Origin of the sequence: Gardnerella nova (genome assembly GCF_049244055.1) — a bacterium.
Classification (GTDB): Bacteria; Actinomycetota; Actinomycetes; order Actinomycetales; family Bifidobacteriaceae; genus Bifidobacterium; species Bifidobacterium vaginale_H.
In genome coordinates, this window is sequence record NZ_CP058369.1 from 299,346 (window position 1) to 325,502 (window position 26,157).

The 26,157-nt window shown below is 40.8% G+C and carries 29 protein-coding genes; 26 read left to right on the plus strand and 3 right to left on the minus strand.

What is annotated here, in order from left to right; all coding sequences use genetic code 11:
• Positions 1 to 451: 451 nt before the first annotated feature.
• The gene (locus HXT56_RS01245; protein ID WP_103084940.1) at positions 452 to 613 is read right to left on the minus strand and encodes an IS3 family transposase; all 162 of its coding nucleotides are present in this window, start codon (positions 611 to 613) and stop codon (positions 452 to 454) included.
• A gap of 33 nt (positions 614 to 646) precedes the next feature.
• Positions 647 to 1,228, minus strand: a complete 582-nt coding sequence (locus HXT56_RS01250) for an IS3 family transposase (protein WP_421778230.1) — start codon at positions 1,226 to 1,228, stop codon at positions 647 to 649.
• Between the two features lie 655 nt (positions 1,229 to 1,883).
• Between HXT56_RS01250 and HXT56_RS01255 the strand changes: the two genes are divergently transcribed.
• The 14 genes from HXT56_RS01255 (at position 1,884) to HXT56_RS01320 (ending at position 15,925) form a co-directional block, all read left to right on the plus strand.
• Entirely contained in the window at positions 1,884 to 2,516 is a 633-nt protein-coding gene (locus HXT56_RS01255) for a sigma-70 family RNA polymerase sigma factor (protein WP_421778231.1), read from the plus strand.
• Between the two features lie 99 nt (positions 2,517 to 2,615).
• Positions 2,616 to 2,795, plus strand: coding sequence for a hypothetical protein (locus HXT56_RS01260; RefSeq protein ID WP_004114712.1), 180 nt, complete (start codon positions 2,616 to 2,618; stop codon positions 2,793 to 2,795).
• A gap of 11 nt (positions 2,796 to 2,806) precedes the next feature.
• On the plus strand, positions 2,807 to 3,115 hold the full coding sequence (locus HXT56_RS01265) for a hypothetical protein (protein ID WP_421778232.1): 309 nt from the start codon (positions 2,807 to 2,809) through the stop codon (positions 3,113 to 3,115).
• Positions 3,108 to 4,238, plus strand: coding sequence for a DUF2800 domain-containing protein (locus tag HXT56_RS01270; RefSeq protein ID WP_421778233.1), 1,131 nt, complete (start codon positions 3,108 to 3,110; stop codon positions 4,236 to 4,238). The genes HXT56_RS01265 and HXT56_RS01270 overlap by 8 nt, the downstream gene beginning before the upstream one ends.
• 4 nt (positions 4,239 to 4,242) lie before the next feature.
• Entirely contained in the window at positions 4,243 to 4,791 is a 549-nt protein-coding gene (locus HXT56_RS01275; protein ID WP_004105030.1) for a DUF2815 family protein, read from the plus strand.
• A 226-nt stretch (positions 4,792 to 5,017) separates the two neighbouring features.
• Positions 5,018 to 7,921, plus strand: coding sequence for a DNA polymerase (locus tag HXT56_RS01280; protein WP_421778234.1), 2,904 nt, complete (start codon positions 5,018 to 5,020; stop codon positions 7,919 to 7,921).
• A 153-nt stretch (positions 7,922 to 8,074) separates the two neighbouring features.
• Complete coding sequence (locus tag HXT56_RS01285; protein ID WP_018645381.1) at positions 8,075 to 8,443, plus strand: DUF4406 domain-containing protein; 369 nt, start codon at positions 8,075 to 8,077, stop codon at positions 8,441 to 8,443.
• Positions 8,444 to 8,739: 296 nt separating this feature from the next.
• A complete protein-coding gene (locus HXT56_RS01290) occupies positions 8,740 to 10,656 on the plus strand; it encodes a phage/plasmid primase, P4 family (protein ID WP_421778235.1) in 1,917 nt (638 codons plus the stop codon).
• 398 nt (positions 10,657 to 11,054) lie between these two features.
• A complete protein-coding gene (locus HXT56_RS01295) occupies positions 11,055 to 11,390 on the plus strand; it encodes a hypothetical protein (RefSeq protein ID WP_421778236.1) in 336 nt (111 codons plus the stop codon).
• On the plus strand, positions 11,362 to 11,652 hold the full coding sequence (locus HXT56_RS01300; protein ID WP_004105020.1) for a VRR-NUC domain-containing protein: 291 nt from the start codon (positions 11,362 to 11,364) through the stop codon (positions 11,650 to 11,652). The genes HXT56_RS01295 and HXT56_RS01300 overlap by 29 nt, the downstream gene beginning before the upstream one ends.
• Positions 11,633 to 13,072: an SNF2-related protein gene (locus tag HXT56_RS01305; RefSeq protein ID WP_018645370.1), complete on the plus strand. Its 1,440-nt coding sequence runs from the start codon at positions 11,633 to 11,635 to the stop codon at positions 13,070 to 13,072. The genes HXT56_RS01300 and HXT56_RS01305 overlap by 20 nt, the downstream gene beginning before the upstream one ends.
• Complete coding sequence (locus HXT56_RS01310; RefSeq protein WP_004105016.1) at positions 13,032 to 13,460, plus strand: sigma factor-like helix-turn-helix DNA-binding protein; 429 nt, start codon at positions 13,032 to 13,034, stop codon at positions 13,458 to 13,460. Before HXT56_RS01305 ends, HXT56_RS01310 begins: the two co-directional genes overlap by 41 nt.
• 143 nt (positions 13,461 to 13,603) lie before the next feature.
• On the plus strand, positions 13,604 to 15,715 hold the full coding sequence (locus HXT56_RS01315; RefSeq protein ID WP_421778237.1) for a glycoside hydrolase domain-containing protein: 2,112 nt from the start codon (positions 13,604 to 13,606) through the stop codon (positions 15,713 to 15,715).
• 9 nt (positions 15,716 to 15,724) lie between these two features.
• Positions 15,725 to 15,925 carry a hypothetical protein gene (locus tag HXT56_RS01320; protein WP_421778238.1) on the plus strand — a complete coding sequence of 67 codons (201 nt, stop codon included), beginning with the start codon at positions 15,725 to 15,727 and terminating at the stop codon, positions 15,923 to 15,925.
• A gap of 72 nt (positions 15,926 to 15,997) precedes the next feature.
• On the opposite strand, the gene HXT56_RS01325 is transcribed toward HXT56_RS01320, so the two are convergent.
• Positions 15,998 to 16,396 (minus strand): hypothetical protein, encoded by a 399-nt coding sequence (locus HXT56_RS01325; RefSeq protein WP_032842297.1) that lies wholly within the window; start codon positions 16,394 to 16,396, stop codon positions 15,998 to 16,000.
• 73 nt (positions 16,397 to 16,469) lie between these two features.
• Between HXT56_RS01325 and HXT56_RS01330 the strand changes: the two genes are divergently transcribed.
• The 12 genes from HXT56_RS01330 (at position 16,470) to HXT56_RS01385 (ending at position 26,156) form a co-directional block, all read left to right on the plus strand.
• Complete coding sequence (locus HXT56_RS01330) at positions 16,470 to 16,829, plus strand: HNH endonuclease (protein WP_032842295.1); 360 nt, start codon at positions 16,470 to 16,472, stop codon at positions 16,827 to 16,829.
• Between the two features lie 159 nt (positions 16,830 to 16,988).
• Positions 16,989 to 17,540, plus strand: a complete 552-nt coding sequence (locus HXT56_RS01335) for a P27 family phage terminase small subunit (protein ID WP_415696794.1) — start codon at positions 16,989 to 16,991, stop codon at positions 17,538 to 17,540.
• A 10-nt stretch (positions 17,541 to 17,550) separates the two neighbouring features.
• Positions 17,551 to 18,336, plus strand: coding sequence for an S-adenosylmethionine synthetase N-terminal domain-containing protein (locus HXT56_RS01340; RefSeq protein WP_421778239.1), 786 nt, complete (start codon positions 17,551 to 17,553; stop codon positions 18,334 to 18,336).
• A 14-nt stretch (positions 18,337 to 18,350) separates the two neighbouring features.
• Positions 18,351 to 19,586, plus strand: coding sequence for a site-specific DNA-methyltransferase (locus tag HXT56_RS01345; RefSeq protein ID WP_421778240.1), 1,236 nt, complete (start codon positions 18,351 to 18,353; stop codon positions 19,584 to 19,586).
• Positions 19,587 to 19,684: 98 nt separating this feature from the next.
• On the plus strand, positions 19,685 to 20,335 hold the full coding sequence (locus tag HXT56_RS01350; protein WP_421778241.1) for a virulence protein: 651 nt from the start codon (positions 19,685 to 19,687) through the stop codon (positions 20,333 to 20,335).
• Positions 20,319 to 20,483, plus strand: a complete 165-nt coding sequence (locus tag HXT56_RS01355) for a hypothetical protein (RefSeq protein ID WP_421778242.1) — start codon at positions 20,319 to 20,321, stop codon at positions 20,481 to 20,483. The genes HXT56_RS01350 and HXT56_RS01355 overlap by 17 nt, the downstream gene beginning before the upstream one ends.
• 163 nt (positions 20,484 to 20,646) lie before the next feature.
• Entirely contained in the window at positions 20,647 to 20,931 is a 285-nt protein-coding gene (locus HXT56_RS01360) for a hypothetical protein (protein ID WP_014554465.1), read from the plus strand.
• A 152-nt stretch (positions 20,932 to 21,083) separates the two neighbouring features.
• Positions 21,084 to 21,308 carry a DUF7678 domain-containing protein gene (locus tag HXT56_RS01365; protein WP_421778243.1) on the plus strand — a complete coding sequence of 75 codons (225 nt, stop codon included), beginning with the start codon at positions 21,084 to 21,086 and terminating at the stop codon, positions 21,306 to 21,308.
• A 127-nt stretch (positions 21,309 to 21,435) separates the two neighbouring features.
• Complete coding sequence (locus tag HXT56_RS01370) at positions 21,436 to 23,028, plus strand: terminase large subunit (RefSeq protein WP_421778244.1); 1,593 nt, start codon at positions 21,436 to 21,438, stop codon at positions 23,026 to 23,028.
• Between the two features lie 11 nt (positions 23,029 to 23,039).
• Positions 23,040 to 24,290, plus strand: a complete 1,251-nt coding sequence (locus HXT56_RS01375; RefSeq protein WP_421778245.1) for a phage portal protein — start codon at positions 23,040 to 23,042, stop codon at positions 24,288 to 24,290.
• Positions 24,291 to 24,538: 248 nt separating this feature from the next.
• Positions 24,539 to 25,306: a hypothetical protein gene (locus tag HXT56_RS01380; protein WP_004110901.1), complete on the plus strand. Its 768-nt coding sequence runs from the start codon at positions 24,539 to 24,541 to the stop codon at positions 25,304 to 25,306.
• A 115-nt stretch (positions 25,307 to 25,421) separates the two neighbouring features.
• A complete protein-coding gene (locus HXT56_RS01385) occupies positions 25,422 to 26,156 on the plus strand; it encodes a head maturation protease, ClpP-related (protein ID WP_421778246.1) in 735 nt (244 codons plus the stop codon).
• Position 26,157 lies beyond the last annotated feature (1 nt).

Below are 26,157 nucleotides of genomic sequence, written 5' to 3' on the forward strand. Positions count from 1 at the left end.
CAATAACAACTACTTGTTTGTACCGCAGAAAAGTTATAGCTATCGTGGATGTGACAGTGATTATAATTACATTGTTGATTATTCTATTTGGCGATTATATAGCATGCAGTGTGCTGAAATTGCCTGTTGTTAGCTATGCTTGGAGCCCTGGAACGCAGATTAACACCGTTGCTACAATCTTGTCCGGTGCTGTGGTGACATTCCTAGCATTCTGGGAACAACGCAAAATAAAGTGACAGTAAAACCATATGAAAAATCTACAGTTAGGTATATTCTTGCGCATTCGATGACTAGTTTTTCTCATAAGGGAATGTAGTACCGATTGCTATATACCTGCCAGATTCTAGGCGAATAACCTTTGTGCTATTCGCCTAGATTTTTATATATTCTCATCACTGCGAGTGCTATTGCGTCTCATGAGCTATAGGCCAAAAGGGGCTTAGGACAGTTTTTAGACATTTTGTGCAACTATAGCACGATGTTCCGTAATTGTCTTTCCATTAAGACCTGTTTTAATTCTGTGGTTGTTGTAAAAATCAATGTAAGTATGAATAGCTTTACGTAATTCTTCTGTACTATCCCAGTTAAGTGGATAATACATTTCTGTTTTCATTCGTCCAAAAAAGCCTTCACAGGCAGCATTATCTCAACTGTTTCCTTTTCTTGACATGGAGCGTGTAATACCAAGACCTTCTAATCTCTCAATCCACCCGCCACCTCTATAGTGATTTCCTCTATCGGTATGAATAGCTAAGCTTTTACATTCTGTAGTGTCGAGGGTAGATAAAGACCCTTCTAACATTTCATCTTCAAGACACTGATATGGGTGGTTTGAAAGAGCGTAAGAGACCACTTTACCATCAAAACAGTCAATCATAGGGCTTAAATAGAGTTTTGACTCTTTTGCTGAAAACTCAGTAATGTCTGTAAGCCAAATCTTATTAGGTGAATTTGCATGAAAATTATTATTAACGATGTTACTGCATGCGGGAGTAATTTCTCCTATGTAACTTGAATAGCGTCTTTTACGCCTGGCATATCTAATCTCAATTAACTCTTCTTTCATGAGCCGTCTTACTACTTTTTCAGATACTTTAATACCTTTAGTTCTCAACACTAACCATATTCTAGGAGAGTCATAAGTAAAGAAGTTTTCTTCTGCAATCTTGTGTATGCAACCTCGTATATGTGCGTATTTGTCAGTTTTTTTGAAGAGCATTTTTAGCATAGTAATAACTTGAACGTTTTATCTGAAGTGTTTTAATCAGAAGCTCTAACGGTAATACTAAAAGTAGTTAGGCCTATAACACTTTTTGCGGAGTGAGGCTTTCTGATATTAATACGGTTGGGATTATATTAGATTTGTTGGGATTGTATTAAATACAGTTGGGACTTTATTAGCTACGGTTGGGACTCTATTAGAGCGTGGCTAATGCTCGTTTTGTTTTCTAAAACGGGTGTTGTTTAACGAGAAGGGGGGTGAAAACATTGTTAACGCTTAAACCTCAAAGCACGTAGCTTTCAAGGCAAGTGTGGTTTTTACATGTCAAACTGTTATAAAAACGAGATTATTCCACTCTTTTTTACACTCATGATACGGGTTTTAAGAAAGAGCGGGTAAATGTTATAAGAATTTTTGGAACAATTAACAAGATTGTGGTTAATGATTAATCAATAAGACACTACTAATAAACAGTTAAAGCCTGATTAGCTATAGGGCGATGAGATACGTCAATAGGATCCTCATGGTTTTTTCATGACTCCTATGAAGTACCTCTATTCTACTATGGCTGTTTTTCAGGTATTAGAGTCGGTACTTCATAAAGTATCGGCTCTTTTTTGTATGTGTCTTCACCCTACCGCTGCAGGCGGGAAGGGTGAGCATGAGGACTCGCAAAACTAATAGCAACGATCGAGCAACATATAAGTATACAAGTTGTGTTCGTAATGAAGATAGTAGTTATAGTGAAGAAACTATCGAAATCAAGCCAGGCGAAAATGGTGTCACTCAAGCGGATATTAAGATGCTTCACTCAATGGATGACAGTGAGGTTTACTACAACAATAAGAACCTGCGTCCAGGTAGAACTGCTGAAGAAAAAGCTGAGATTAGGGCGTGGAAAGAAGAATATATCCGGCGTTTTAATCTTAAGCACGGTTATGAGCCTAACAAGGATGATGTTGAGTATGCTGCTGAAGAGCATTTTCCACGTAACTATAATCTTTCGCTTGACTTCGATGCAGATGGTGAGCTTGAAGTAGATAAAAGTCATCTTGCTGAAGCTCTCAGTACTACTGATGATTATGGTTTTATTACCAACGATTATGGTTTTGAAATGTCAGAAGAAATGGAGAATGCGTTTTCAACGCTTACTGACAAGCAGCGTCAGGTTATTCGTTTGATGTTTATTGAAGGATACACTCAGTCAGAGATTGCAAGCATGCTTGGTATCTCGTCTGCCGGCGTGAAAAAGCATCTGGATAAGGCTCTCGAAAAGCTTAGAAAAACGCGTTAAAAAATTCTAGAAATTTTTTTAGGAGGAGGTTAAAAACTCCTCCTTTTTCTTTGCCTGTGATGTGTAAGGAAGAAACCCCTTATAGAAAGGAGGCAAACCATGAAACACAAGATCGTTATTAACGTCACCGGTGAAAACGGTGAGAAGAAACAGGTTCTACGTGGAGCTGTGATGCGATTACCTCAACGGTTTATCCGCTGGCTGTTTGGTGATTACTCGCAAGTCTATCTATTAGATCCTGGAAAGAGTGTTCAGTCAGTTGATGTCAAAGAAGTTTAAGGAGGAAAACCGTGAACAAGGAAATATTGAGAGAAGTCATCAAAGACTTGGAAAACTTAACAGTTCATCTTAAAACGCTGTTTGATGATGCCGGTGCTTCTGGTGTTGGTTGTAAAGAAACAGCTTCTAATAATAAGGAGTCTGTTAAAAAGGTGAGTTTAGAGGATGTGCGGGCGGTTTTAGCAAAACTTAGCCAACATGGTAAAACCGCGGAAGTAAAAGCGCTTATCGTCAAGTTCGGAGCTAACAAGCTTTCAGAACTTGACGAAAGTAAGTACGCTGAGCTTCTTGAAGAGGCGAAAGGTATGACAAGTGACTAAGCATGCTTTACTTTCACCGTCTTCTGCTCACAGGTGGATTAAGTGTACTCCTAGTGCTGTTTTAGAAGAAAAGTTTGAAAACACTACTTCTGCTGCAGCAAAGGAAGGAACGGCAGCACACGCGTGGTGTGAGTACAAGCTGAATAAGTTTCTTAACCGTCCGTGTGAAAAACCGTTAACCGAGTATGACTCAAGTGAGATGCAGGAATGCTCGGATGCTTACGTGGATTTCGTGTTGGAAAAATACGAGCAGGCAAAACTTAACTGTCAAGATCCTATTATTCTCATCGAGCAGAAAGTTGATTTTTCAGCTTACGTGCCGGACGGGTTTGGTACAGCGGACTGCATTATTGTAGGCGAAAAAACTCTGCAGGTTATCGACTTTAAGTATGGTCAAGGCGTGCTGGTTGATGCTTACGAGAATCCGCAGATGAAATGCTACGCGCTTGGAGCTTTAACGCTTTTCGACAGCTTGTATGAGATTCAAACTGTTGAGATGAGTATTTTTCAGCCACGGCGTGACAACGTATCAACTTTCACACTACCTGTCGCGGAGCTTATTTCTTGGGCTGAAAGCGTGCTTAAACCTAAAGCCGAGCTTGCAGGCGCAGGCGAAGGCGAATTTGAAGCCGGTGACTGGTGCAGGTTTTGCAGGGCAAAAGCCACGTGCCGTAAACGTGCGGAAGAAAACCTTAAACTTGCAGAATTTGAGTTCAAACCGCCTTCTGTTTTAACGGATAGTGAGATTGAAGAAGTACTCACGCTTATACCTAAGCTCACGAAGTGGGCTGATGATGTTTTAGCGTACGCCACAGATTCCGCTATTAACCATGGTAAAGAGTGGTCTGGTTTCAAGCTCGTGGAAGGCAGATCAGTTCGCAAGTTTAAGGATGAGACAGCTGTTATTGAGAAAGCAAAAGCCGCAGGCTTTACTGACATTTTCAAAACTAGTCTTATTGGTTTAACGGAAATGCAAAAGCTGATGGGCAAGAAAAAATTTGAGGATATTCTGGGCGACCTCGTTATAAAACCGTCCGGGAAACTTACGCTCGTACCAGACTCGGATAAGCGGGCAAAAGTTAATGTTTCAAACGCAAATAACGAATTCAAAAAGGAGAATTAGTATTATGTCTAAATTAAATAACACGAAGGTTATTACAGGTAAGAACACGCGTCTTTCCTATTTTAATGGTTGGGAGCCAAAGTCTATTAACGGCGGTCCTGAAAAATATAGTGTTTCACTGCTTATCCCTAAAAGTGATGTTGAAACAGTAAACGCTATTGAGAAAGCTATTGATGCTGCTATTGAGGAAGGTGTCGGTAAGTTTGGTGGTAAGAAACCAAATAAGGCTGCTCTTAAAACACCACTCAGGGACGGGGATATTGAGCGTGATGATGAAGCGTATAAAGGACATTACTTTATTAACGCGAACTCAACCACGGCTCCGCAGATTGTAGACAAGCAGGTAAAACCAATCATGGACCGTAGTGAAGTGTATTCAGGCTGCTATGCGAGAGTTTCCATCAACTTTTACGCGTTTAACTCTAACGGTAATAAGGGAGTTGCTTGCGGTCTTGGCAATATTCAAAAGATTCGAGACGGTGAGCCACTCGGCGGACGTAGCCTCGCAACCGATGATTTTACGACTTTAGAAGATGATGACTTTCTAGCATAAGGAGCGTGAGTTAATTATGGAAATTGTTATAGCGGTTTTTATTTCAGTGTTTATAGGAGTATTACTTCTTGATTTCACGGTAAAGAAACTCGTGAGTCTTTACGTTGATATTAAACACATTCTAAATAGGAATTAGAAGATTCCTGAAAAACAGGATTTAGAAGATTCTATAAGTGGGGTGGCAGGTTTTCTGTCACCTCTTTTATAAGCTTGGAGGTGATGTAATTTGGAAAATTTGAGTGTGGATTTGGAAACGTTTTCGAGTGTAAATCTTGGTAAATGTGGTGTTTACAAGTACGCAGAATCAGAGGATTTTGAAATACTGCTTTTTGGCTACAGTGTGGACGGTAGTGAGGTTAAAGTCGTTGACTTAGCGCAAGGTGAAACCATACCCGAGGTTGTGCTTTCTGCTTTAACGGATGAAACTGTGACCAAGTGGGCGTTTAATGCTCAGTTTGAAAGAGTCTGCTTATCACGCTACCTGCGAGATAAAGGCATCAATGTTAACCACGGTCAGACAGTGAAAAGTGAAGGCTTGTTTTTAAACCCCTGCTCCTGGCATTGCACAATGATCTGGTCAGCCACCCTGGGACTTCCCATGTCTTTGGAAAACGTGGGAACAGTATTGGGGCTTGATAAGCAGAAACTCACTGAAGGTAAGAATCTTATTAAATACTTCTGCCTACCGTGTAATCCTACGAAAGTAAACGGTGGAAGAACAAGAAACAAGTATTTTCACGATAAGGAAAAGTGGGAGCTGTTTAAATCGTATAACAAGCGTGATGTGGAAGTTGAGATGAGTATTCAAGAAAAGCTCTCACGCTTTCCCGTGCCAGACTTTTTATGGCAGGAGTTTTATCTCGACCAAACTATTAACGATCGTGGGATAGGAATAGATTCTCTTTTCGTTGATTCAGCTATAAAACTCGACCAGGAGGTGAAAACGCATCTCATGAGTGAGCTTAAGCATATTACGGGTTTAGAAAACCCGAACTCAGTGTTACAAATGCGCTCTTGGCTTAAAAAGCATGGTCTTGAAATGGAGTCGCTTGGTAAAAAAGAAGTCGCTAAAGAACTTAAGACAGTGGGTAAAGAGTTGGCGGAAGTGTTGCGGCTTCGTCAGCAGCTTGCTAAATCATCGGTGAAAAAGTATACGGTGATGAAAAACGCTGCATGCATGGATTATCGGGAGCGTGGCATGTTTCGCTTCTATGGTGCAAACCGTACAGGAAGGTTTGCGGGAAGGCTCGTGCAATTACAAAACCTGCCACAAAACCATTTGCCTGATCTAGCGGAGGCTAGAAGTCTTGTTAAACAAGGAAATGTTGAAGCTTTGGAAATGCTTTATGAGGATATTCCGGATACTTTATCCCAGCTTATTCGCACTGCTTTTATTCCACGCACGGGATTGAAGTTTATTGTCGCGGACTTTTCAGCGATCGAAGCGAGAGTCTTGGCTTGGCTTGCAGGTGAAAAATGGCGTATGCGAGTATTCGAGGAAGGTAAAGACATTTACTGCTCGTCAGCATCTCAAATGTTTAGCGTGCCTGTTGAAAAGCATGGAGTAAACGGGCATTTGCGGCAGAAAGGTAAGATAGCGGAACTTGCTTGTATTGCTGAAGGTGAACTTGTACTCACAGATGAAGGGCTTGTTCCAATTGAAGAAGTCACTACAAAACAAAAAGTGTGGGACGGAGAAAACTGGGTCAACCATAACGGAGTTGTTTTTAAGGGTGTAAAGGAGGTAATCGAGTATGAAGGACTTAGAGCAACACCAGACCATCTCGTCTGGGTTAAAGGGAAACCGAAGCCAATACGGTTTATTGAATCCGCCATCTGCAAAACACATCTCATACAAACCGGAGATGGTCGGAGAACAATACGGCTGGGTGAAAATCATAAGTGCAGAGAAACACTGGAATCAAAAGCAAAACCACTGTTATGTATTGACACAATGCGTAGGGTGCGGAAGCGTTCAATGGCAGGACTTAAACAGTCTAAAGTCGGGCAAATCAAAAGGGTGTCAAGCTTGCTCGCAGCCGAAACAAATACCAATATGGCTAGAAAAGCGGCTAAGTGCTGCGAAACAGCGATGCATCAATCCAAGAGATCCAAATTACAAAAACTATGGTGCAAGAGGGATAAAGTGGTGCTTCCATTCTGTTTTAGAAGCAGGCTTGTGGATTTTACAAGAGGTAGACAATGTGCAAAAAGACTGGGAATTAGATCGGATAAATACAAACGGCAACTACGAAAAAGGAAATATCCGCTTTGTTCCAAGAATAGTCAATCAAAACAACAAGCAGAACGCTATCCTAACACGGTGGGAGCAACAATATTGGCCATACGCAAGATCGGTAGTTACAAGAATGTTATCGAAAGGAATAGGCAGAGAAGAAATCATATCAAGAGCAAATACAGCTGTAGTGCAACACAGAAAAAACTGGCGTTTAATCGAAGCAAGGCTCGAGTTTATGACATACGAAATGCCGGACCAAATCATCGTTTTACCGTATCGGGAAAGCTCGTGCATAACTGTGGCTACGGTGGTGCAGTAGGAGCATTAAAGGCAATGGGTGCTCTTGATATGGGTTTACATGAAGATGATTTGCAACAGTTAGTTAATGATTGGAGATCTGCTAATCCACATATTGTTTCATTGTGGTGGGATGTGGACAGAGCTGTAAAACAGTGTGTACACGAACGCATTTCTGTTCGAACACACAATATAGTGTTCACTTACAAGAGTGGGTTTCTTATCATCAAACTGCCTTCGAAAAGATGCCTTTACTATGTGAAGCCACGCGTGGAAGAAAACAAGTATGGTGGCGAATCAGTCACCTATGAGGGTGTGGGGTCTACTAAAAAATGGGAGCGGCTGGAAAGCTACGGGCCTAAATTTGTGGAAAACATTACGCAAGCTATAGCTCGTGACATTCTACTTTACGCTATGCAAACGCTGAAAGAATATCGTATCGTCGCTCACGTGCATGATGAAGCCATTATCGAAACCGATAAGAATGTGAGTGTTCAAAGCGTGTGTGAGCTAATGGGAAGAACACCACCCTGGGCGGAAGGGCTTGTTTTACGCGCTGACGGCTACGAGTGCGAGTTTTACAAAAAAGATTAAAAAAATTTTAGGAGCAGGGTTAAAAACCTGCTCTTTTTCTTTGCCTGTGATTTAGAAGGCAATACCGCCTTCAGAAAGAACGTAAAAGGATACGCGAATGACTATTAAAAACAATATTAGTAAGCAAAAACGTGGTGTTAAAGGAGACTAAAAGTGGGTAAGTCTTATAAAAAGCATTTAGAAACGACACCGAATTTTAAGCCTATCGTCTACATTTGTGCTCCCTACCGTGGAGATAAAGAAAGAAACGTGAACCACGCTATCCGGTGTGCGGCTTACGCGTATTCACGCGGAGCAATCCCTATCACTCCACACCTGCTTTTCCCGTTCATGGATGATGAGAATCAAAAGCATAGAGGGGATGCGATGTTTATGGACATTATCCTCTTAGGCAAGTGCAACGAGCTGTGGGTGTTCGGGGAGAAAATCACAGGCGGCATGCAAGTAGAAATCAATCTTGCAGAAAAACGCAGGCAGCCGATTAAGTATTTTACAGATAAGGATTTAGGGGGTGAATATTGATGCTTGAATGCAAAATTTATACAGCTTCCTGTGTGGGAAACAGTAGTAACTGCTTGTATCCTGACGAAATAAAAGTCTGTGATCGAGATAGTTTTAATAAGGCTATCTCTTTTGACCATGTCACAGCACAGTTTACTAACAGTTATAGGTCTAAAGATAATTTCATTTCATCTACCTGTATTCCGATGGACTGTGATAACGATCATTCTGATGTTGGTAAAGACTGGGTGACACCTTTTGATGTTGCTTTAGCGTTTCCGAACGTGTGCTTTTACGCGTCTTATAGTAGAAACCACATGAAAGACAAGCATGGGAAGTGTGCAAGACCACGTTTTCACGTGTATTTTCCAATTGAAGAAGTAAGCGATGCTAAAGCTTATGTGGAGCTTAAAACAAGGATTCAATCAGTATTCCCGTATTTTGACAGTAACGCTCTTGATGCTGCACGTTTTCTCTACGGTGTTAAAACTCCGCAGGTAGAACTTTACGAGGGTGAAAAAACAGTCACTGATTTTCTTTCGGAAGAAGATTTTGGTGAATTTGATGCAGGAACAGAAGAAATACCATCAGGGCAGAGAAACTCTAGGCTTAGTCATATTGCAGGAAAACTCATCAAACGTTATGGGGCGACAGATGAAACTCATGAGAAGTTTTTGAGTGAAGCAGAACGGTGTAATCCTCCTTTGCCTGACGCAGAATTATCTAAAATCTGGTATTCGGCTAAAAAGTTCGGGCTTAAAGTAGCAAGTCAAGAAGGTTATATTCCGCCTAGCGAGTATGGCAAAAGCTATGAGGAGTATAAGCCGGATGATTTAACAGATATTGCGATGGCTGAGGTTTTTGCCAAACATAACAAGAATAAGGCTGTTTATACGATGTCTGCCGGCTGGCTTTACTGGACGGGCAAGAAGTGGGAAGCGTCTGAGCTTAAAGTTATGAAACTTTACATGCTTATTGCTAAAAAGGTTTTGAAGAATGCCGGTGTTGAGTTTAAGACAGCTTACGAACAGTTCATTCAAGCTGAATCATCAGGTGATAAAGAGCAGGCGGATAAAGCAAAGAGTGAAGTGAATCAGGCAAAACAGTATCTTTCGTTTGCTAAGAAGATGAATGATCACAGCAAAGTGTCCGGAATATTAAAGCTTGCTAAATCCATGCTGGAAGTTGCAAACGAAGAACTGGACCGTGATGCTTTCATTCTAAACACGCCTTGCGGAATCGTGGATTTAAAGACAGGCATGCTAAAAGCACATGATCCGTGTTTGTACTGTACGAAAATGACCGCTGTTTGCCCTTCATGGGACAACGTGGGATTGTGGCAGACAACGCTTGATATGGTTACCGCAGGTGATAAAGAGTTTCAGACATTTCTTCAAAGCCATGCGGGTAGTACGCTTATAGGTCAAGTGTTTGAAGAATCGCTTTTGCTGGTGTACGGGTCAGGTGGCAACGGTAAGTCGACCGTGTTTAACGCGGAAGCACATGTGCTTGGAGATTATGCGGGGAAAATACCTGCGGAGTCTTTAACCACTCGGGCTAAAAACGTGAAAGTGGATTTAGCGGAGCTTTGCGGTAAAAGGTTTATTCTTGCCTCGGAAACTGAGGAAGGGCAAAGGCTTTCTATTTCCATGCTGAAACAGATAGCAAGCGTGGATGATATTTCAGCTGAGAGGAAATATTATGCTCCTTTTACGTTTACGCCAAGCCACTCAACTATTCTCTACACGAACCATCTGCCGAAAGTTGGTTCGAACGATAAGGGAACGTGGCGGAGGATCTTTGTCGCACCGTTTACGAAAGAAATCAAGAATCCGAAAACAGACTATGTTGATGAACTTTTGCAAAAAGCAGGTGGGGCAATACTTCAATGGATGATTGAAGGAGCCAAGATTTATATCCAAAACAGTTATAAATTCCCTACTTGTAAGGTGGTAGAGCAGGCTAAGGACGCTTATCGGGCTGAAAACGACTGGATAGGTCATTTCATTACTGATTATTGCATTAAGGGCGTGAATGAAACGGAGATGAGTAGGAGTCTTTACTTGTCTTACCGCCAGTGGGCAAACCTTAACGGTGAATATGTTAGAAACGATAGGGATTTTTCTAAGGCTTTACTGTTAGCGGGTTATAGCAAAAAACGGACGGGTAAGGGCTACCAGTGGTGTGGGCTTTCCATTAATCCGAATTTGCAGGCACAGGAGGATTTTCTTTGATGTAAAGCACGGTAAAACTTAAAGATACTTCCTGAAAAATGTATTGGCGTGTAGGCAAATGTTTTACATGGTAAAAACCGGGTTCAGAGAAAAATGTTCTATAGGATTTTTTCATACACGAAAATAGTCTTTGCCTACACGCTACCATGCACGTTTTCAAGAAAGAAAAGCCTGATAAATAGGGGTTTTGTATTGTAGTGTACCCTTTTTCTTTACTTTTTATATAAGAGAAAAAAATAAAAGAAATATAAGTGTATATAGAGAAAAGTAAAAGATGGGTCTGAAGCATACATGGCTACACAAATAACATTCGCCTGATGTAAACGGGGCAAAACCAACGAGTGAAACAACTCTATTCAATAAATGAAAAATAAGATTTGAGAAAGGTGGAATAAACCATGATTAACAAAAATGAGAGAACAGTAGAAACCTACAAGCAAGCAGGAGCAGCAATGCGACTGACTAAGAGTCTGATTAGCCAATTAGTGGTCGATATTAGCCCGGTGCTTTTAGTGAAAGATCAAGACAGACTGTTAAAAGCCATGAACATGATTGATGAAGTATCTTCGCATGCTGAGGACAATATGTTCAAAGATCACCCACAGTTAAGCAATCACTATATTGACGTGTTTTATGGCGATGTTTCTGATGAGCCGAGAAACGAAGTTGATAAGAAAATCATTGAGATGGCAAAAGAGGTATCTGATGGGCTTTTTAAGAGAAAAGGAAACTGAGCGAAAACTCGTCCGTGATGTTAAAGCTGCTGGAGGCATGGCTATAAAGCTTACGAGTCCTTCTGTTGACGGGCTTCCTGACAGGCTGGTTTTACTTAACGGCGGGAAGATTGGTTTTGTCGAGCTTAAAGCACCAGGTAAAAAGCCTAGAGTCTTACAGGTGAAACGGATGAAAGACTTACAGGCTTTAGGTTTTAAGGTTTTCGTGGTTGATGAGAAGAGTCAGATTGGAGGTGTGATTGATGCTATACGAGCCACATGAGTATCAAAAGTATGCGACTGATTTTATTATCACACATCCGGTTTCAGCGGTTTTGCTTGAAATGGGACTTGGTAAGAGTGTTATAAGTCTTACGGCGATTAACGACCTGATGCTTGACTCTTTTGATGTTTCCAGAACTCTTGTTATCGCTCCTCTTAGGGTTGCAAACACTACGTGGCCTTTAGAGTTAGAAAAGTGGGAGCATTTAAAACACCTAACTTATTCTATTGTGACGGGTAGTGAGAAGGAGCGGATTCAAGCACTAAAAACGCCTGCTCACGTTTATATTATTAACCGTGAAAACGTGGAGTGGCTGATAATGAAAAGCGGCCTGCCGTTTAATTTTGACATGGTTGTGATAGATGAGCTTTCAAGTTTTAAATCGTATCAGGCGAAACGTTTTAAAGCATTACTGAAGGCTAGGCCGAAAGTTAGAAGGATTGTTGGTCTTACAGGAACTCCTTCTTCTAACGGGCTTATGGATTTGTGGGCTGAGTTTAGGCTGCTTGATATGGGTCAAAGGTTAGGCCGCTATATTACGTATTATCGGCAGAACTTTTTTAATCCTGATAAGCGTAACCAGCACATGATTTTTTCCTATAAGCCTAAAGATGGTGCTGAGAGTTTAATCTATAAGCAGATAGCTGATATTACGATTTCGATGAAGTCGAAAGACTATTTGAAAATGCCTGCGTGTGTGATAAACGAGGTGAAAGTAGAGTTATCCGGTAAGGAGCGAAAACTCTATGATGAGCTGAAACAGGATATGGTGGTGTCGTTGGAGGGTAAAGAGATTGATGCGATTAACGCAGCGTCTCTTTCAAATAAGCTTCTTCAAATGGCATGCGGCGCGGTTTATAACGAGAAAAAAGAAAGCGTTCATATTCACGATCGTAAGCTGGACGTGTTAGAGGATTTAATCGAGGCTGCTAACGGTAAACCGGTGCTTGTAGCTTACTGGTTTAAGCATGATCTTGAGCGGATTAAGAATCGTTTTAACGTGCGTGAGATTAAAACGAGTGCTGATATTGCTGACTGGAATGCCGGCATGATTCCTGTAGCGTTGATTCACCCGGCTTCCGCGGGTCATGGTCTTAACCTACAGGCTGGCGGCTCTACTCTTATCTGGTTTTCTCTGACTTGGAGTTTGGAACTTTACCAGCAGACGAACGCCAGGCTTAACCGTCAGGGTCAAACCAGCACGGTTGTAATCCATCACATTATCACTAAGAACACGATTGATGAGGATGTGATGAGGGCTTTAAGCATGAAGGCTAAAGTGCAGGATGCTTTAATCGAGTCGGTTAAGGCAAGACTATCAATTAACGAAGTGAGGGAAAGGGGTTCTAGAGAGAACTTACCTCAAAATGGAGGTAAGAATGAACAAAAAAGAATACTTACGGCAAGCCTATCTTCTTGATAAACGAATTAAGGCTGACATGGATGAAGTAGTAAGACTGCGTGAGCTTGCTACAAGTGTTTCTTCATTAAGATACGACAGAGAGTATGTGCAGACGACTCGAAGTATAGAAGCTCCGTTTGTGAAAGCTCTTATAAGGGTTATGGATTTAGAAGCCAAGATTAACATGGAGATTACGATGCTTATCAGTTTGAAAGAGCAGATTTTGGATGTGATTTCTAAACTTGAAAGCGTGGATGAGCAGATGATTTTACGCTACCGCTACATGAGTAACATGACGTGGGAGGATATTGGTAACGAACTCCATGCTAGCAGAATGACGATTATAAGAGGGCATGGGAAAGCGTTAGAGCACATAGTTTTACCAGATAATCTAATCCAAATCTGAAAAAATGGTACGGTTTGGTACGCTCTGATACGAGATGTTACAGCCTTCTATATGGTAGTATATAGTTAGCAAAAACTGTAAATACTAAGCCTTGAAAGAGTAATCTTTCAGGGCTTTTTTCATGCCTAAAAGGAGGGCACAACATGGATCAGATGGTATTGCAAACACAGCAATGGTTAAACAAAACCTATGGTGATAAGCCTGGGTTTGGTTCAGTTATTACTGATGGGAATACTGGTTGGGATACAATTAATGGGCTTATTCGTGCTTTGCAGATTGAGCTTGGTATAACAGCAACAGCAAATAATTTTGGTGCTGGTACAACACGGAAATTTAACGAACGTTATCCGCACGGTGTTAAACAACAAGATGATAGTGATGAGTCGAAAAGTAATGTTTACTCTATTATTCAGGGTGCTTTATGGTGTAAGGGTTATTCGACAAGTAATAATATTACGCAACACTTTTATAGTGGAACGGGGCGTGCTGTTAAAGAGTTGAAGAATGATATGGGTATTGGTGGTGATTCTACAGTCACAATTGATGTAATGAAAGCTCTTCTTTCTATGCAACAGTTTGTTTTACTAAATCGTTACGGTGGTACTGGCGTTGTTAGAATTATTCAACAAACTGTTAATCGAACCTATAAGGATTATACTGGTATCATTCCTTGTGACGGCTTGTATGGTCGAGAAATGAACACTGCACTTATTCAGATTTTACAGTCGTTAGAGGGTTATTCGCCTGATGATGCCACGGGCAATTTTGGACATGGTACACGACGTAATTTGAAAACTATTAGCAGGCAAAACGCTTCTTCCTATGGTAAGTGGGTGTGGTTAGCAAAAGCTGTACTTAATTGTATTAGATATGATTGTCTTCAAAATGAGAATTGGGATGATGATTTTGCTGAGCAACTCACCAAATTCCAGAAAGACTATAAGCTTCCAGTCAGCGGAGCACTTGATGTTAACACGTGGATGTCATTGTTAACTAGTAAAGGCAATCCAGACAGAAAAGCAAAAGCATGCGACACACGTTTTGAAATTACTTCGGAATTACTCAATACTCTTAAACGTGATGGATATGAAATTGTTGGACGTTATTTAACAGGTGGCTCGTTTAAAGAAATCCGTGAAGGTGAGCTGAAACGTATTGTTGACGGAGGCTTGAAATATTTCCCTATTTTCCAAGAAAATGGTCGTAACCTTAGCGACTTTACGTATCAAAAAGGTCTTGAACACGGTAAGAAAGCTAGTGAAGCAGCATTATCTAAAGGCGTACCAGCAACAGTAATCTATTTTGCGGTAGACATGGATATTTATGATTATCAGATTGATAGTAACATTATTCCTTATTTTAAAGGTATTAATGAAACTATTGATTCTCGTTACTCAGTGGGCATTTATGCGTCACGTAATGTGTGTACAAGGATATCTAATGTAGGGTTGTCTGTTTCTAGTTTCGTATCAGATATGTCTACTGGTTTTAGTGGCAATCTGGGATTCCCAATTCCTAAAAACTGGAACTATGATCAATTCCATGAAATCTCAGGATATGGCGGTAAATGGGACTTAGACAAAGTTGCTTACAATGGGAAAATACCAGCCTGTAATAGTGTGCTATCATCTCAGAAATATCAGCAAGACGAAACTCAATTTATTAAATGGGTGACTACAACAGAAAAAGAGTGTTTGAAAGCGTTTGAAGGTATTTTTAACCCATTGATTGCATATCGATTTGCGGTTGGCCAATATATTCTTGAATACCTGCGAAAACCAGAATATTGGGGTGACAAATACTTTGGATTGTGGAGGCTTTACACTCCAGAACCTAATATCGACAAAAACGATATGGAGTCTCGGTCTGTATGTCATGCTGTATGTTCAAAACAGCCTTCTATTAAGGACAAAGTATCAACTATAGATATTGCTCATATGGCTGCTACTGCCTTAGGCTATATTTGCTGGGGAATACCAGAAAATAAAGGTGATTACAGCTTAGGTGATTTAGGTGGATGGTCGTTAGATTTACTACAAATGTTTGGAAATTATAGGAGGGTTGCCAAAGATCAAGATTTATCGGAGTGGTTAAAGGAGCATTTGGGTAGCAAAACTGATGGACAAGGATTTGGTTACGATGACGTGGTTGCAGACGCAGATGCCTATCTCATTGTTTCTTCCATGAAGAAAGATAATAGTGATACAAGGTTTTCAAAATCTATATCACAGCTATATCAGCATAGTAAGCGTTAAAGAATCAAGATGTTTTATCAAGAACGATTTAATTCGTCTAAAGATAATGTCATTAGTGCCTTCAAGAAACTAGCTGATGGTATAGATTTTGGCCCGTTAAAAAATGTAAATAAAGACCTTTTGAAACAAGCTGCTAAAACTGATGTTTTGCCTACGGTGACGGAAGCCAAGATATTAGGTCAAATGTATGCGGAGTTTATGGCAAGCTAATTATCATATTTCTATAGGCAGAAGGAGTTCATAGCATTTTAATGCTGTGAACTCCTTCTTATTTTGAGTTACTTATTGCGGAGTATTAAAATCAACAACTAAAACTAGGAAGGAAAAGAAAGCAAATAATAAGGAGAAGGCAATTATGAGCAGTGTGAAAATGACTGCTACTACTTTTAATGAGATAAGTATGATCTTTATATATATTGGCTTGTTAGTTTGAGGCAGTTTCTTTGTTGATGTAGCGGTAACGATTTTAAGAACTAGTGATATGCCTAAAAGAAGATAGCCTATACAGCAAATGGATAGCGTTAGCGTATTGGATAGGTTAATTTGCTCTGTAGTTGTAGGCTTATGGACTGAGTATATGGGAAGAAAATGCGTAATGTTTCTTTCTTCTAAAATCACTAAAAGTAATGAGAAAACGCCTAATGCCCAAAGGATATTTGCTACGGTTTTACATTTTTTCATAACAACTACCTGTAAACTATTTTATTTTAACAATTGTATCACAAGTGTAAGCTTCCCGAAGGGAGGATGAGTCTTGCCAAGAAAACCTAAAAGACCGTGTTCTTATCAAGGCTGTCCGAACCTAACTGACGGCAGGTTTTGTGAGAAACACTTAAAACAAGAGAACCGGCGCTACGAAAAATACGAGCGTCCTTATGATGCTCACAAGCGTTACGGCAGAGCATGGCAGAAAATAAGGGACTCTTATGTGAAAGAGCATCCTTTCTGTGAGCTTTGCTTTAAGAACCATATGCTTGTTCCTGTTGAACAGGTTCATCATATTAAACCGATTGCTGAAGGCGGAACGCATGAGAGGAATAATCTTATTTCTCTATGCAAATCCTGTCACTCTAAAATTCACGCTAAGCGTGGAGATCGCTGGCATAACAAATAACCCACCCCCTAGGGGGGTTTAAATCTCTACGAGCCTACCCCATGGGGAACGGGCGCAGGGTATTTTGCGTAAAAACAGCGTATTCAAAAGGGTAATAGGCAAAATCAAACACAAAAATTTTTTAATAGTTAAAACTCGCGTGGGAAGGAGGCGGAAAGTTTGCCTACAAAATCAAATAATATTGGCGGTCGTGGCGGCAGACGCGTGGGTGCCGGGCGTAAAAAGAAAGCGGTTGTTGAAAAAGCTAGTGAAGGAAACCCTGGTGGCAGGCCTTTAAGCGTTCTTGATATTCCGGAGCTTGAAGGTGCTGAAATGCCTGTTCCTCACGAGTTTTTATCTGCCACGCAAAAAGACGGTACTCAGCTTCAGGCTAAAGAAATTTTCGCTGAAACATGGAAGTGGCTAAAAGACATTGGTGTTAGCAGTAAAGTCCCATCTCCTCTTATTGAACGGTATGCGATGAGTTGTGCTCGTTGGATTCAATGCGAGGAAGTAACCAGTAAACTCGGGTTTCTTTCCAAGCATCCGACTACGGGTAAACCGATACCTTCGCCTTTTATAAATATTGGTATTAACTACATGAATCAGGCGGTCAGGCTTTGGAATGAGATTTTCCAGATTGTGAAAGAAAACTGTTCGACTGAGTTTGATGGTGTTTCACCTCAAAACGATTTAATGGAACGCCTGCTTATTACACGTAAAAACATTTAGGAGAAAAATTATGATAGAAAAAGTAAACCCGTCGCATGTTGACAAGATTGCGGATCGTATTGCTGGAGCAATTGTTGATCTGGCTTACAAGCTGGATGAGAATCCGAAGATTGCTGTTGAAGTGATGCTCGGGCATGGTAAGTGTGCCGTGTGTATTGAAAGCACGGTGATGTTTAAGTTTAAGGATATTAAAAATATTATCCACCGTTTAAGCCCTGGGAAAGTAAAGATTGATATTACGGTTGTGCCGCAGGATAAGCATTTAAGCCGAAACCAGGATGGTATGGTTCGTTGCGCTGATAACGGGATTTTTAAAGGCGTGCCACTAACAGGCGAGCAGAAGAAGCTTTCTACTATTGCTCGAAAGGTTTATGAAAAGTATCCGTATGATGGCAAGTATGTTCTTGATGGTGAAAAGCTTATCATCTGCCAGTCTCACGCTAAACGAGAAGACTTATTGAAAGAGTATCCGAGTGCGTTTGTTAATCCTTTAGGCGACTGGACTGGTGGTATCAGCGTGGATACGGGAGCGGTTAACCGAAAACTCGGGTCAGACATGGCTGATGCTGTTACGGGCGGCGGTCTTCATGGTAAGGATCTTACGAAAGCTGACGTGTCGGTTAACATTTACGCGTTTTTGAAAGCGCAGGAAACCGGTCGGGTGGTTGAGTTTTCTTGTGCTATCGGGGATGAAATGGTTGATGGTAAACCGTATGCGCAGATTGTGGAAATTGCGAAAGATTATATTGACTCGGTGGGTGGTTTTGAAAAGCTGGCTTGCTGGGGTCTTTTCTAACGGGAGGAAAGCTTATGGAAAAAGAAATGCAGTATTATTTGGCTGACGTAAGTGAGCTTATCCCGTATGTGAGAAACGCTCGCACGCACTCTGAGGCGCAGGTAGCTCAGATAGCGGCAAGTATTCGTGAGTTTGGTTTTCTTTCCCCAATTCTAGTGGCGGAGGATAATACGATTCTCGCGGGGCATGGCAGGATTGCCGCGGCATTAAAACTGGGTCTTAAAAAAGTTCCGTGCGTGAAAGAAAATCATTTAACTGAAACACAAAAGCGTGCTTATATTATTGCGGATAATAAGCTTTCACTTAACGCAGGCTGGGACAATGAGCTATTGGCTGTTGAATTGTCGGAGCTTGAAGGCGCGGATTTTAATCTTGATCTTCTCGGGTTTGATGAGGCGGAGCTTTCCAGTATTTTTGATGCTGATAAAGACGTGAGTGATGATGATTTTGATGTTGAAAAAGAGCTGGAAGAACCGTGTTTTTCTAAAACGGGTGACATGTGGACGCTTGGTAAGCATCATGTTATTTGCGGTGATGCTACTAAGTTAGAAACATATAAGACGCTTCTTGAGAATACTAAAGTGAATCTGGTGGTTACTGATCCGCCTTATAACGTGAACTATGAGGGTGCTGCTGGGAAAATTAAAAACGATAATATGGAGAATGATAAGTTTTACCAGTTTCTTTTCAACTCGTTCGTGAACATGGAGCAGGCGATGGCAGATGATGCGTCTATCTACGTGTTTCATGCTGACACGGAGGGTTTGAATTTTAGAAAAGCATTCCAGGACGCGGGGTTTTATCTTTCAGGTTGTTGTATTTGGAAGAAACCGTCGCTGGTGTTGGGTAGAAGCCCTTACCAGTGGCAGCATGAACCGTGTTTGTATGGGTGGAAGAAAAAAGGTAAACACAAGTGGTATGCGGGTAGGAAAGAAACTTCAGTTTGGGAGTTTGAAAAGTCTAAGAAAAACGCTGATCATCCAACCATGAAACCAATAGCTCTTTTAGCGTATCCGATTAAAAACTCGAGTATGACGAACTCGCTTGTGTTAGATCCGTTTGCTGGAAGTGGTAGCACGCTTATAGCCTGCGAGCAGACTGGTAGAATCTGCTACGCTATCGAGCTTGACGAGAAATATTGTGACGTGATTGTGAAACGTTATATTGAGCAGGTTGGAAATGATAAGAGTGTGAAAGTTTTAAGAGGCGGTAAAGAATACTCGTTTACTGAAGTATTTACTAACAAGTAAGACTCGTATTTTATATGAAAAATAGTTTGCGACCGCTTGCTATAAACCTTCTTTAGAGTGATTTATATATGTACCCGAAAAAATCTAAAGGAGGCAAAATGGAATTAAAATACGGGTTAAAAGGAAAAGATAGGCAGCCGCTTATTAAAGCTATAGAGGATTCTACGGGAGTAAAGGCTGTTTACTTAAAAACTCCGAGTATGTCTTACAGGATAGGTGTTTTCAACATTAGTAAAGATGGTACGGTCACGTGTAGTAGTGAAGAGAACTTAGATGATTTGAAAAACATGTTAGACGCTGACTATGGTATAAGTCTTCCAGTCTGCGCGTGTGATGGTACGCAATGTTTTAGTGTTGAGTTTCCTAAAGATAAGGCTGATGTGGTAAAGCTTAGGAAAATTCTTGATAATAAGGGTGATCTTATTAAAAAAGCGTTAGGAGTGAACAGTCTTAATATTAAGGAAGAAGATGATAAGCTTATTTTTCCTTGGTTTGAGCAGGCTAACCAACCAGGCTTGGCCTCCTATGCGAAGTTTATAAACAGTCTTTGTAAAATGAGCGTGGAAATTAAACGCGTAAATAATAGTAAGCATAAGCCGGTTAACGATAAGTATGCTTTCAGATGTTTTCTTCTTAGACTCGGGTTTATAGGAGACGAGTTTAAACAAGACAGGAAAATTATGCTTTCCCGTTTAGAAGGGTCCTGTTCTTTTAGAAACGGGGGTGAGCGTAATGCTGTATTCGAGTGAAGACCAGGCGTACGTGTTGAGTGAAGACTGTCCTACAGGTTCTTTGGTTGAAGAAATTTTTGCGAATTTAGAGCAAGAGAACGAGGTTTTTGTAAAAGCATGTTTGACTGTAGTAGATGATTTTTGGGTGATGATTATTTCCGCATGATTTTAGAAACATTTTAACGGTTTTTAAGAGTAAAAAAATTAGCGAAAACTGGTGGGGAAAAACGTGTAAATACCCGGTGTTTCTTGGCTTAAAAGCTTGCTATTGCGCGCTTTTAGAGTGATATATAGTACTAGCAAAAAGCACAGAAACAAAGGAGAAACCTGTGAAAAAAGAAATTTTACAAAACCTTACAAACGAAGTTAAAACATGCAGACGCTACACATTAAACGCAATCAAAAAAGCTGAAGAAGGGAAAATTAGTTCGGCTATCAGCATGCTCGACATCGCGCAAACAGCAAAAACCTGCGCCAGTAAAGCTCACGAGGAGCTTTGGAAGGTAAGCGGAGGAAAACTAAACGATACGGAGTTTGAACTGTTTGCGGATGCTGAAACCTTGGACAAGGATATTCAAAAAGCGTATCAAGCGATTCAACAAGCAAGAAGCTAAAAGAAAGGGGGATAGTCAGCCATAGGGGTTGGAAGGCTGGAGAAAAATCGTGGAATTATCCGCGATTTTTTCTCGTTTACGGCTTGCTATTCTGCTCTCTTAGAGTGATATATAGTACTAGCAAAAAACACAGAGATAAAGGAGAAAAAATCATGTGGGAACAAGATACGCTTAAAGTAGAAGATCAGGTTGTAAGCTACAGTATGAAGGTTTTTGAAGAGCCAAGCGAATATGGGATTAACCAGGGAAGAATTTCCAAGCTTACTTTGAAAAACAATAACAAGGTTATCGCAAACTACGATAGAGGCTGGGACATTATGCCAACCAGCAAGCTTGCAAACGAGGCTTTAGAAAAGATCCTCGACGCTAGAAACTAAAGAACTGAAATTTTATTAAAAGCAGCAGGGCTTTTAAGGCCCTGTTTCTCGTAAAAAAGAAAAACTAAGAAATGATGTGGACGCTGAAGGCGTCTTTTTTTATGCCTAAAGAAAGGAGGAGCTTAAGTTGGAAAAATACGAGGTTACTAAGTTTAAAAAAGAAGATTCAACATATAGTAAAGAGCTTGCGGATTATGCCGTGAGTTTTATCGAATGTTTAACACACACGAAGGGAACGTGGGCTGGTAAGCCTTTTAAGCTCCTTGACTGGCAGGAGCAGATTATTAGAGACTTGTTTGGCGTGGTGAAACCGAATGGTTACCGTCAGTTTAATACCGCGTATATTGAAATACCTAAGAAAATGGGTAAAAGTGAGCTTGCCGCTGCAGTAGCCTTGCTTTTATGCTGTGGGGATAATGAGGAGCGAGCCGAGGTTTATGGTTGTGCGGCGGACCGTCAGCAGGCAACGATCGTGTTTGATGTGGCGGCGGACATGGTTAGAATGTGTCCGGCTCTTAATCGTAGGGTTAAAATTTTAGCTTCGCAAAAACGTATTATTTTCCTACCAACTAACAGTTTCTACCAAGTATTGTCGGCTGAAGCGTACTCTAAACACGGGTTTAACATTCACGGTGTTGTGTTTGATGAGCTTCACACGCAGCCAAACCGTAAACTTTTTGACGTGATGACTAAAGGCTCCGGGGATGCTCGCATGCAGCCACTGTATTTTCTGATTACCACAGCCGGTACGGATACACATTCGATCTGCTATGAGACGCATCAGAAAGCAGTTGATATTCTCGAGGGCAGGAAAATTGATCCAACTTTCTACCCAGTGATTTATGGTGCAAAAGATTCGGATGATTGGACGGATCCTACGGTGTGGAAGAAAGCTAATCCTTCTCTTGGGGTTACGGTTCAAATGGAGAAAGTTAAAGCTGCTTTCGAGTCAGCCCGGCAAAATCCTGGTGAAGAGAATGCTTTCCGTCAGCTTCGTCTTAACCAGTGGGTGAAACAGTCTATTCGTTGGATGCCGATGGAAAAATGGGATGCTTGCGGTTTTCAGGTGAACGAAGAAGAACTCGAGGGCAGGGTCTGCTACGGGGGTCTTGACCTTTCAAGCACCACCGACCTTACCTCCTTTGTTTTGGTCTTTCCACCAGAAGATGAGTCGGATAAGTTTCGTATCCTACCTTATTTTTGGGTGCCTGAAGAAACCTTGAGTTTGCGCGTGAAACGAGATCACGTGCCTTATGACGTGTGGGAAAAACAAGGGTTTATTAAAACTACGGAAGGAAACGTTGTCCACTATGGGTTTATTGAAAAATTCATCGAAACATTAGGTGAACGTTTCAATATTCGTGAGATTGCTTTCGACCGTTGGGGCGCGGTGCAAATGGTGCAAAACCTTGAAAACATGGGGTTTACCGTGGTTCCGTTCGGACAAGGATTCAAGGATATGAGTCCGCCTACCAAGGAGCTTATGAAGCTTACACTCGAACAGAAAATAGCACACTCCGCTCATCCGGTGCTTCGCTGGAATATGGACAACATATTTATTAGGACAGATCCTGCAGGAAACATTAAATGCGATAAGGAAAAATCAACCGAGAAAATCGACGGTGCTATAGCCACCATCATGGCGCTTGACCGTGCTATCAGATGCGGTAACGCGAACACTCAAAGCGTGTATGACAGTCGAGGAATCCTATTCATGTAAAAGGGAGGGTCATGAACATTTTCAGTAAGATTTTTAAGAGCAGAGATAAGCCGGAGAATCGTTTCAACTTGAATACTCAAAGGTTTATTAGTGGCATGTCTTCTTCGGGTAAGAGGGTGAATGAGCGTTCAGCGATGCAGATGACGGCTGTCTACTCGTGTGTGCGTATCCTGTCTGAGGCTGTGGCGAGCCTACCGCTTCACGTGTATGAGCACACGAGTACAGGTACGGCTAAAGCGGTTAAACATCCTTTGTATAAGGTGCTTCACGATGAGCCGAATCTTGAAATGACAAGCTTCGTGTTTAGAGAAACCTTGATGACGCATCTACTGTTATGGGGTAATGCTTACGCGCAGATTATTCGAAACGGTAAAGGCGAGGTTTTAGGCTTATACCCTTTAATGCCTGATCGTATGAGAGTTGACCGGGATGAGAGTGGTCAAATTTTTTACGAGTATACGTTAAATGATAGTGATGTTTTAACGGGTAAAGAAACGAGTGTGAAACTTAAACCCTTTGACGTGCTTCATATTCCCGGTCTTGGTTTTGACGGTCTTGTTGGCTATTCGCCTATTGCTATGGCAAAAAACGCTATAGGCATGGCGATAGCTACGGAAGAGTATGGTGCATCGTTTTTCGCTAACGGTGCTACACCAAGCGGCATCTTGGAATACCCCGGAACAGTAAAAGATCCGTCTGGTATGAGGGATAGTTGGAATAAGGGGTTCTCGGGTTCTAACTCGCATAAGATAGCGATTTTAGAAGAAGGCATGAAGTATACGCCTATTTCTATTTCGCCTAACGAAGCACAGTTTCTTGAAACTCGTAAGTTTCAGATTAACGAGATCGCTCGTATTTTTAGAGTCCCACCACACATGGTTGGTGATTTAGAAAAATCAAGTTTTTCTAATATTGAGCAGCAGTCGCTGGAGTTTGTGAAATACACGTTGGATCCTTGGGTGGCGCGGTTTGAACAGTCTATTACGAGGCGGCTTTTTACTGATAAGGAGAAAGAAACCTATTATGTGAAGTTTAACGTGGATGGTCTTCTTCGAGGAGACTATCAGAGTCGTATGAATGGTTATGCTACCGCTCGTCAAAACGGTTGGATGAGCGCAAACGATATTAGACAGTTAGAAAATTTGGATAAGATTCCCGCCTGTGAGGGTGGTGACTTGTATTTGATTAACGGTAACATGCTCCCACTTAACCGTGCGGGAGCGTTCGTTGGAATGGGTAGAAATAACGATTCTAAAATATAGAAATAAATTAGCTAATTAAGTTGAATTTGTGTCTTGATAATATTAATATAACATGTTATATTAATATTATTGTATTATAACTGTTTAGACAGTGAATGAATCATTTAGGCAACGAAGACATAACGAATTATCTTGACGTTAAGCGAAAAATAGAATTTGATCTCTATGGATACTTAACTAAGATAATATCCTACACTATGAGAGTATATAGCGAATTAAGAATATAGAATTCTAGGAGGCGTAATACTATGTCTAAGAAAAAAATGTATATTTCGCTAGGAACTTTACTTTTATTGGTTCTATTTGTATCTACTGGAATTTTTATTATTGGAAATAATCAAGCATCAAAGAATAGTGGGAATATAGCTCATAAATTGATGCCAGTAAACGTAGCTTATGCTGAAACGTTAGATGATATAAAGGGATCCATGAATAAGTTGATGGTGGAATTAGAAACTGAGACGAAGACTAATCCACAAGTGGCTATGCAGGCACATCCCGGAAAGTTTATTAGGAATTCTAAAAACTATCAAAGAATATTGAAACTGGGACTGAAGGCAATTAAACCTCTTTACGATGCTATTTATGATAGTAGAGATGCTGGATGCTATGAGTATATTCTAGCTATGGCTATTGAAGACATAACTGGTGAAAAGTTTGTTTACAATTCTGACTATGGTTGGAAAAATTCGTTAGAGTTTAGGATGGCTTATGACGAAAAAGTAAACAATACAAGGTTTAATGTTGAAAGAATCAGTAATAATGAAACTTTGAATGATCATGACCGAACTCAGAAATTTAAGGAATTAGGGATTTTTGCAGTTTCTGATTTAATTAAAGAGTATAGGAAAAGTGATTCCAAAGTTTCTAAACCATCGATATTAGAAGCTGTTAAGGGAATTACTAGTAAGTATAAAGAACTTGCAATAACGGAAAGAACTCCAACTGAGAGTATTCTAGATGAAACACAATTATTTGATTCTCTAGTTTCCTTAAATGGAAGAGCATACAAGTAAGGTGGATTATCTAACTGTAAAGCTAGTTCTTTAGGTATTATATGAGTGTTATACAAACATGAAGCGACCAAGAAAATCTTGGTCGCTTCTTTATATAAGAGAGGAGGAAAAGGTAATGAGGAAGTTTTGGCAGTGGAAAAACCAGAAGGTCAACAGTGAGAATAATGAGATTTTGGAGAGGACACTGTTTCTTAACGGTACGATTGCTGAAGAATCATGGTTTGATGATGATATTACACCACAACTTTTTAAAGACGAGTTAAACGCTGGTAGTGGAAATATTACCGTGTGGATTAACTCGCCTGGCGGCGATTGTGTGGCTGCGGCACAAATCTATAACATGCTCATGGATTACAAGGGTTGTGTGACGGTAAAGATTGACGGGATTGCTGCGTCGGCGGCATCGGTTATTGCGATGGCTGGCACAAAGGTTTATATGAGCCCGGTGTCAATGCTTATGATTCATAATCCTATGACGGTTGCTTTTGGCAACAGAAACGAAATGGAAAAAGCAATATCAATGCTTGATGAGGTCAAAGAGTCCATTATTAACGCTTACGAGATTAAAACAGGGCTTAACCGTGTGAAACTGTCGCATTTAATGGATTCGGAAACATGGATGGATGCTAACAAGGCGGTAGAACTCGGGTTCGCGGACGGTGTTTTAACTAGAGGTGAAACCGCTGATATTGGCATACCACAGGTTTCAACATTGTATTCGAAAGCAAGCGTGCAAAACACGCTGTTGGAAAAAATATGTAAAGCCTGCCGGATAAGCGGTAAGGAAACAAACAATATTAGTGCAGACGATCTTATGGATCGTCTTTTTTTAATCAAAAATTGGAGGTAAA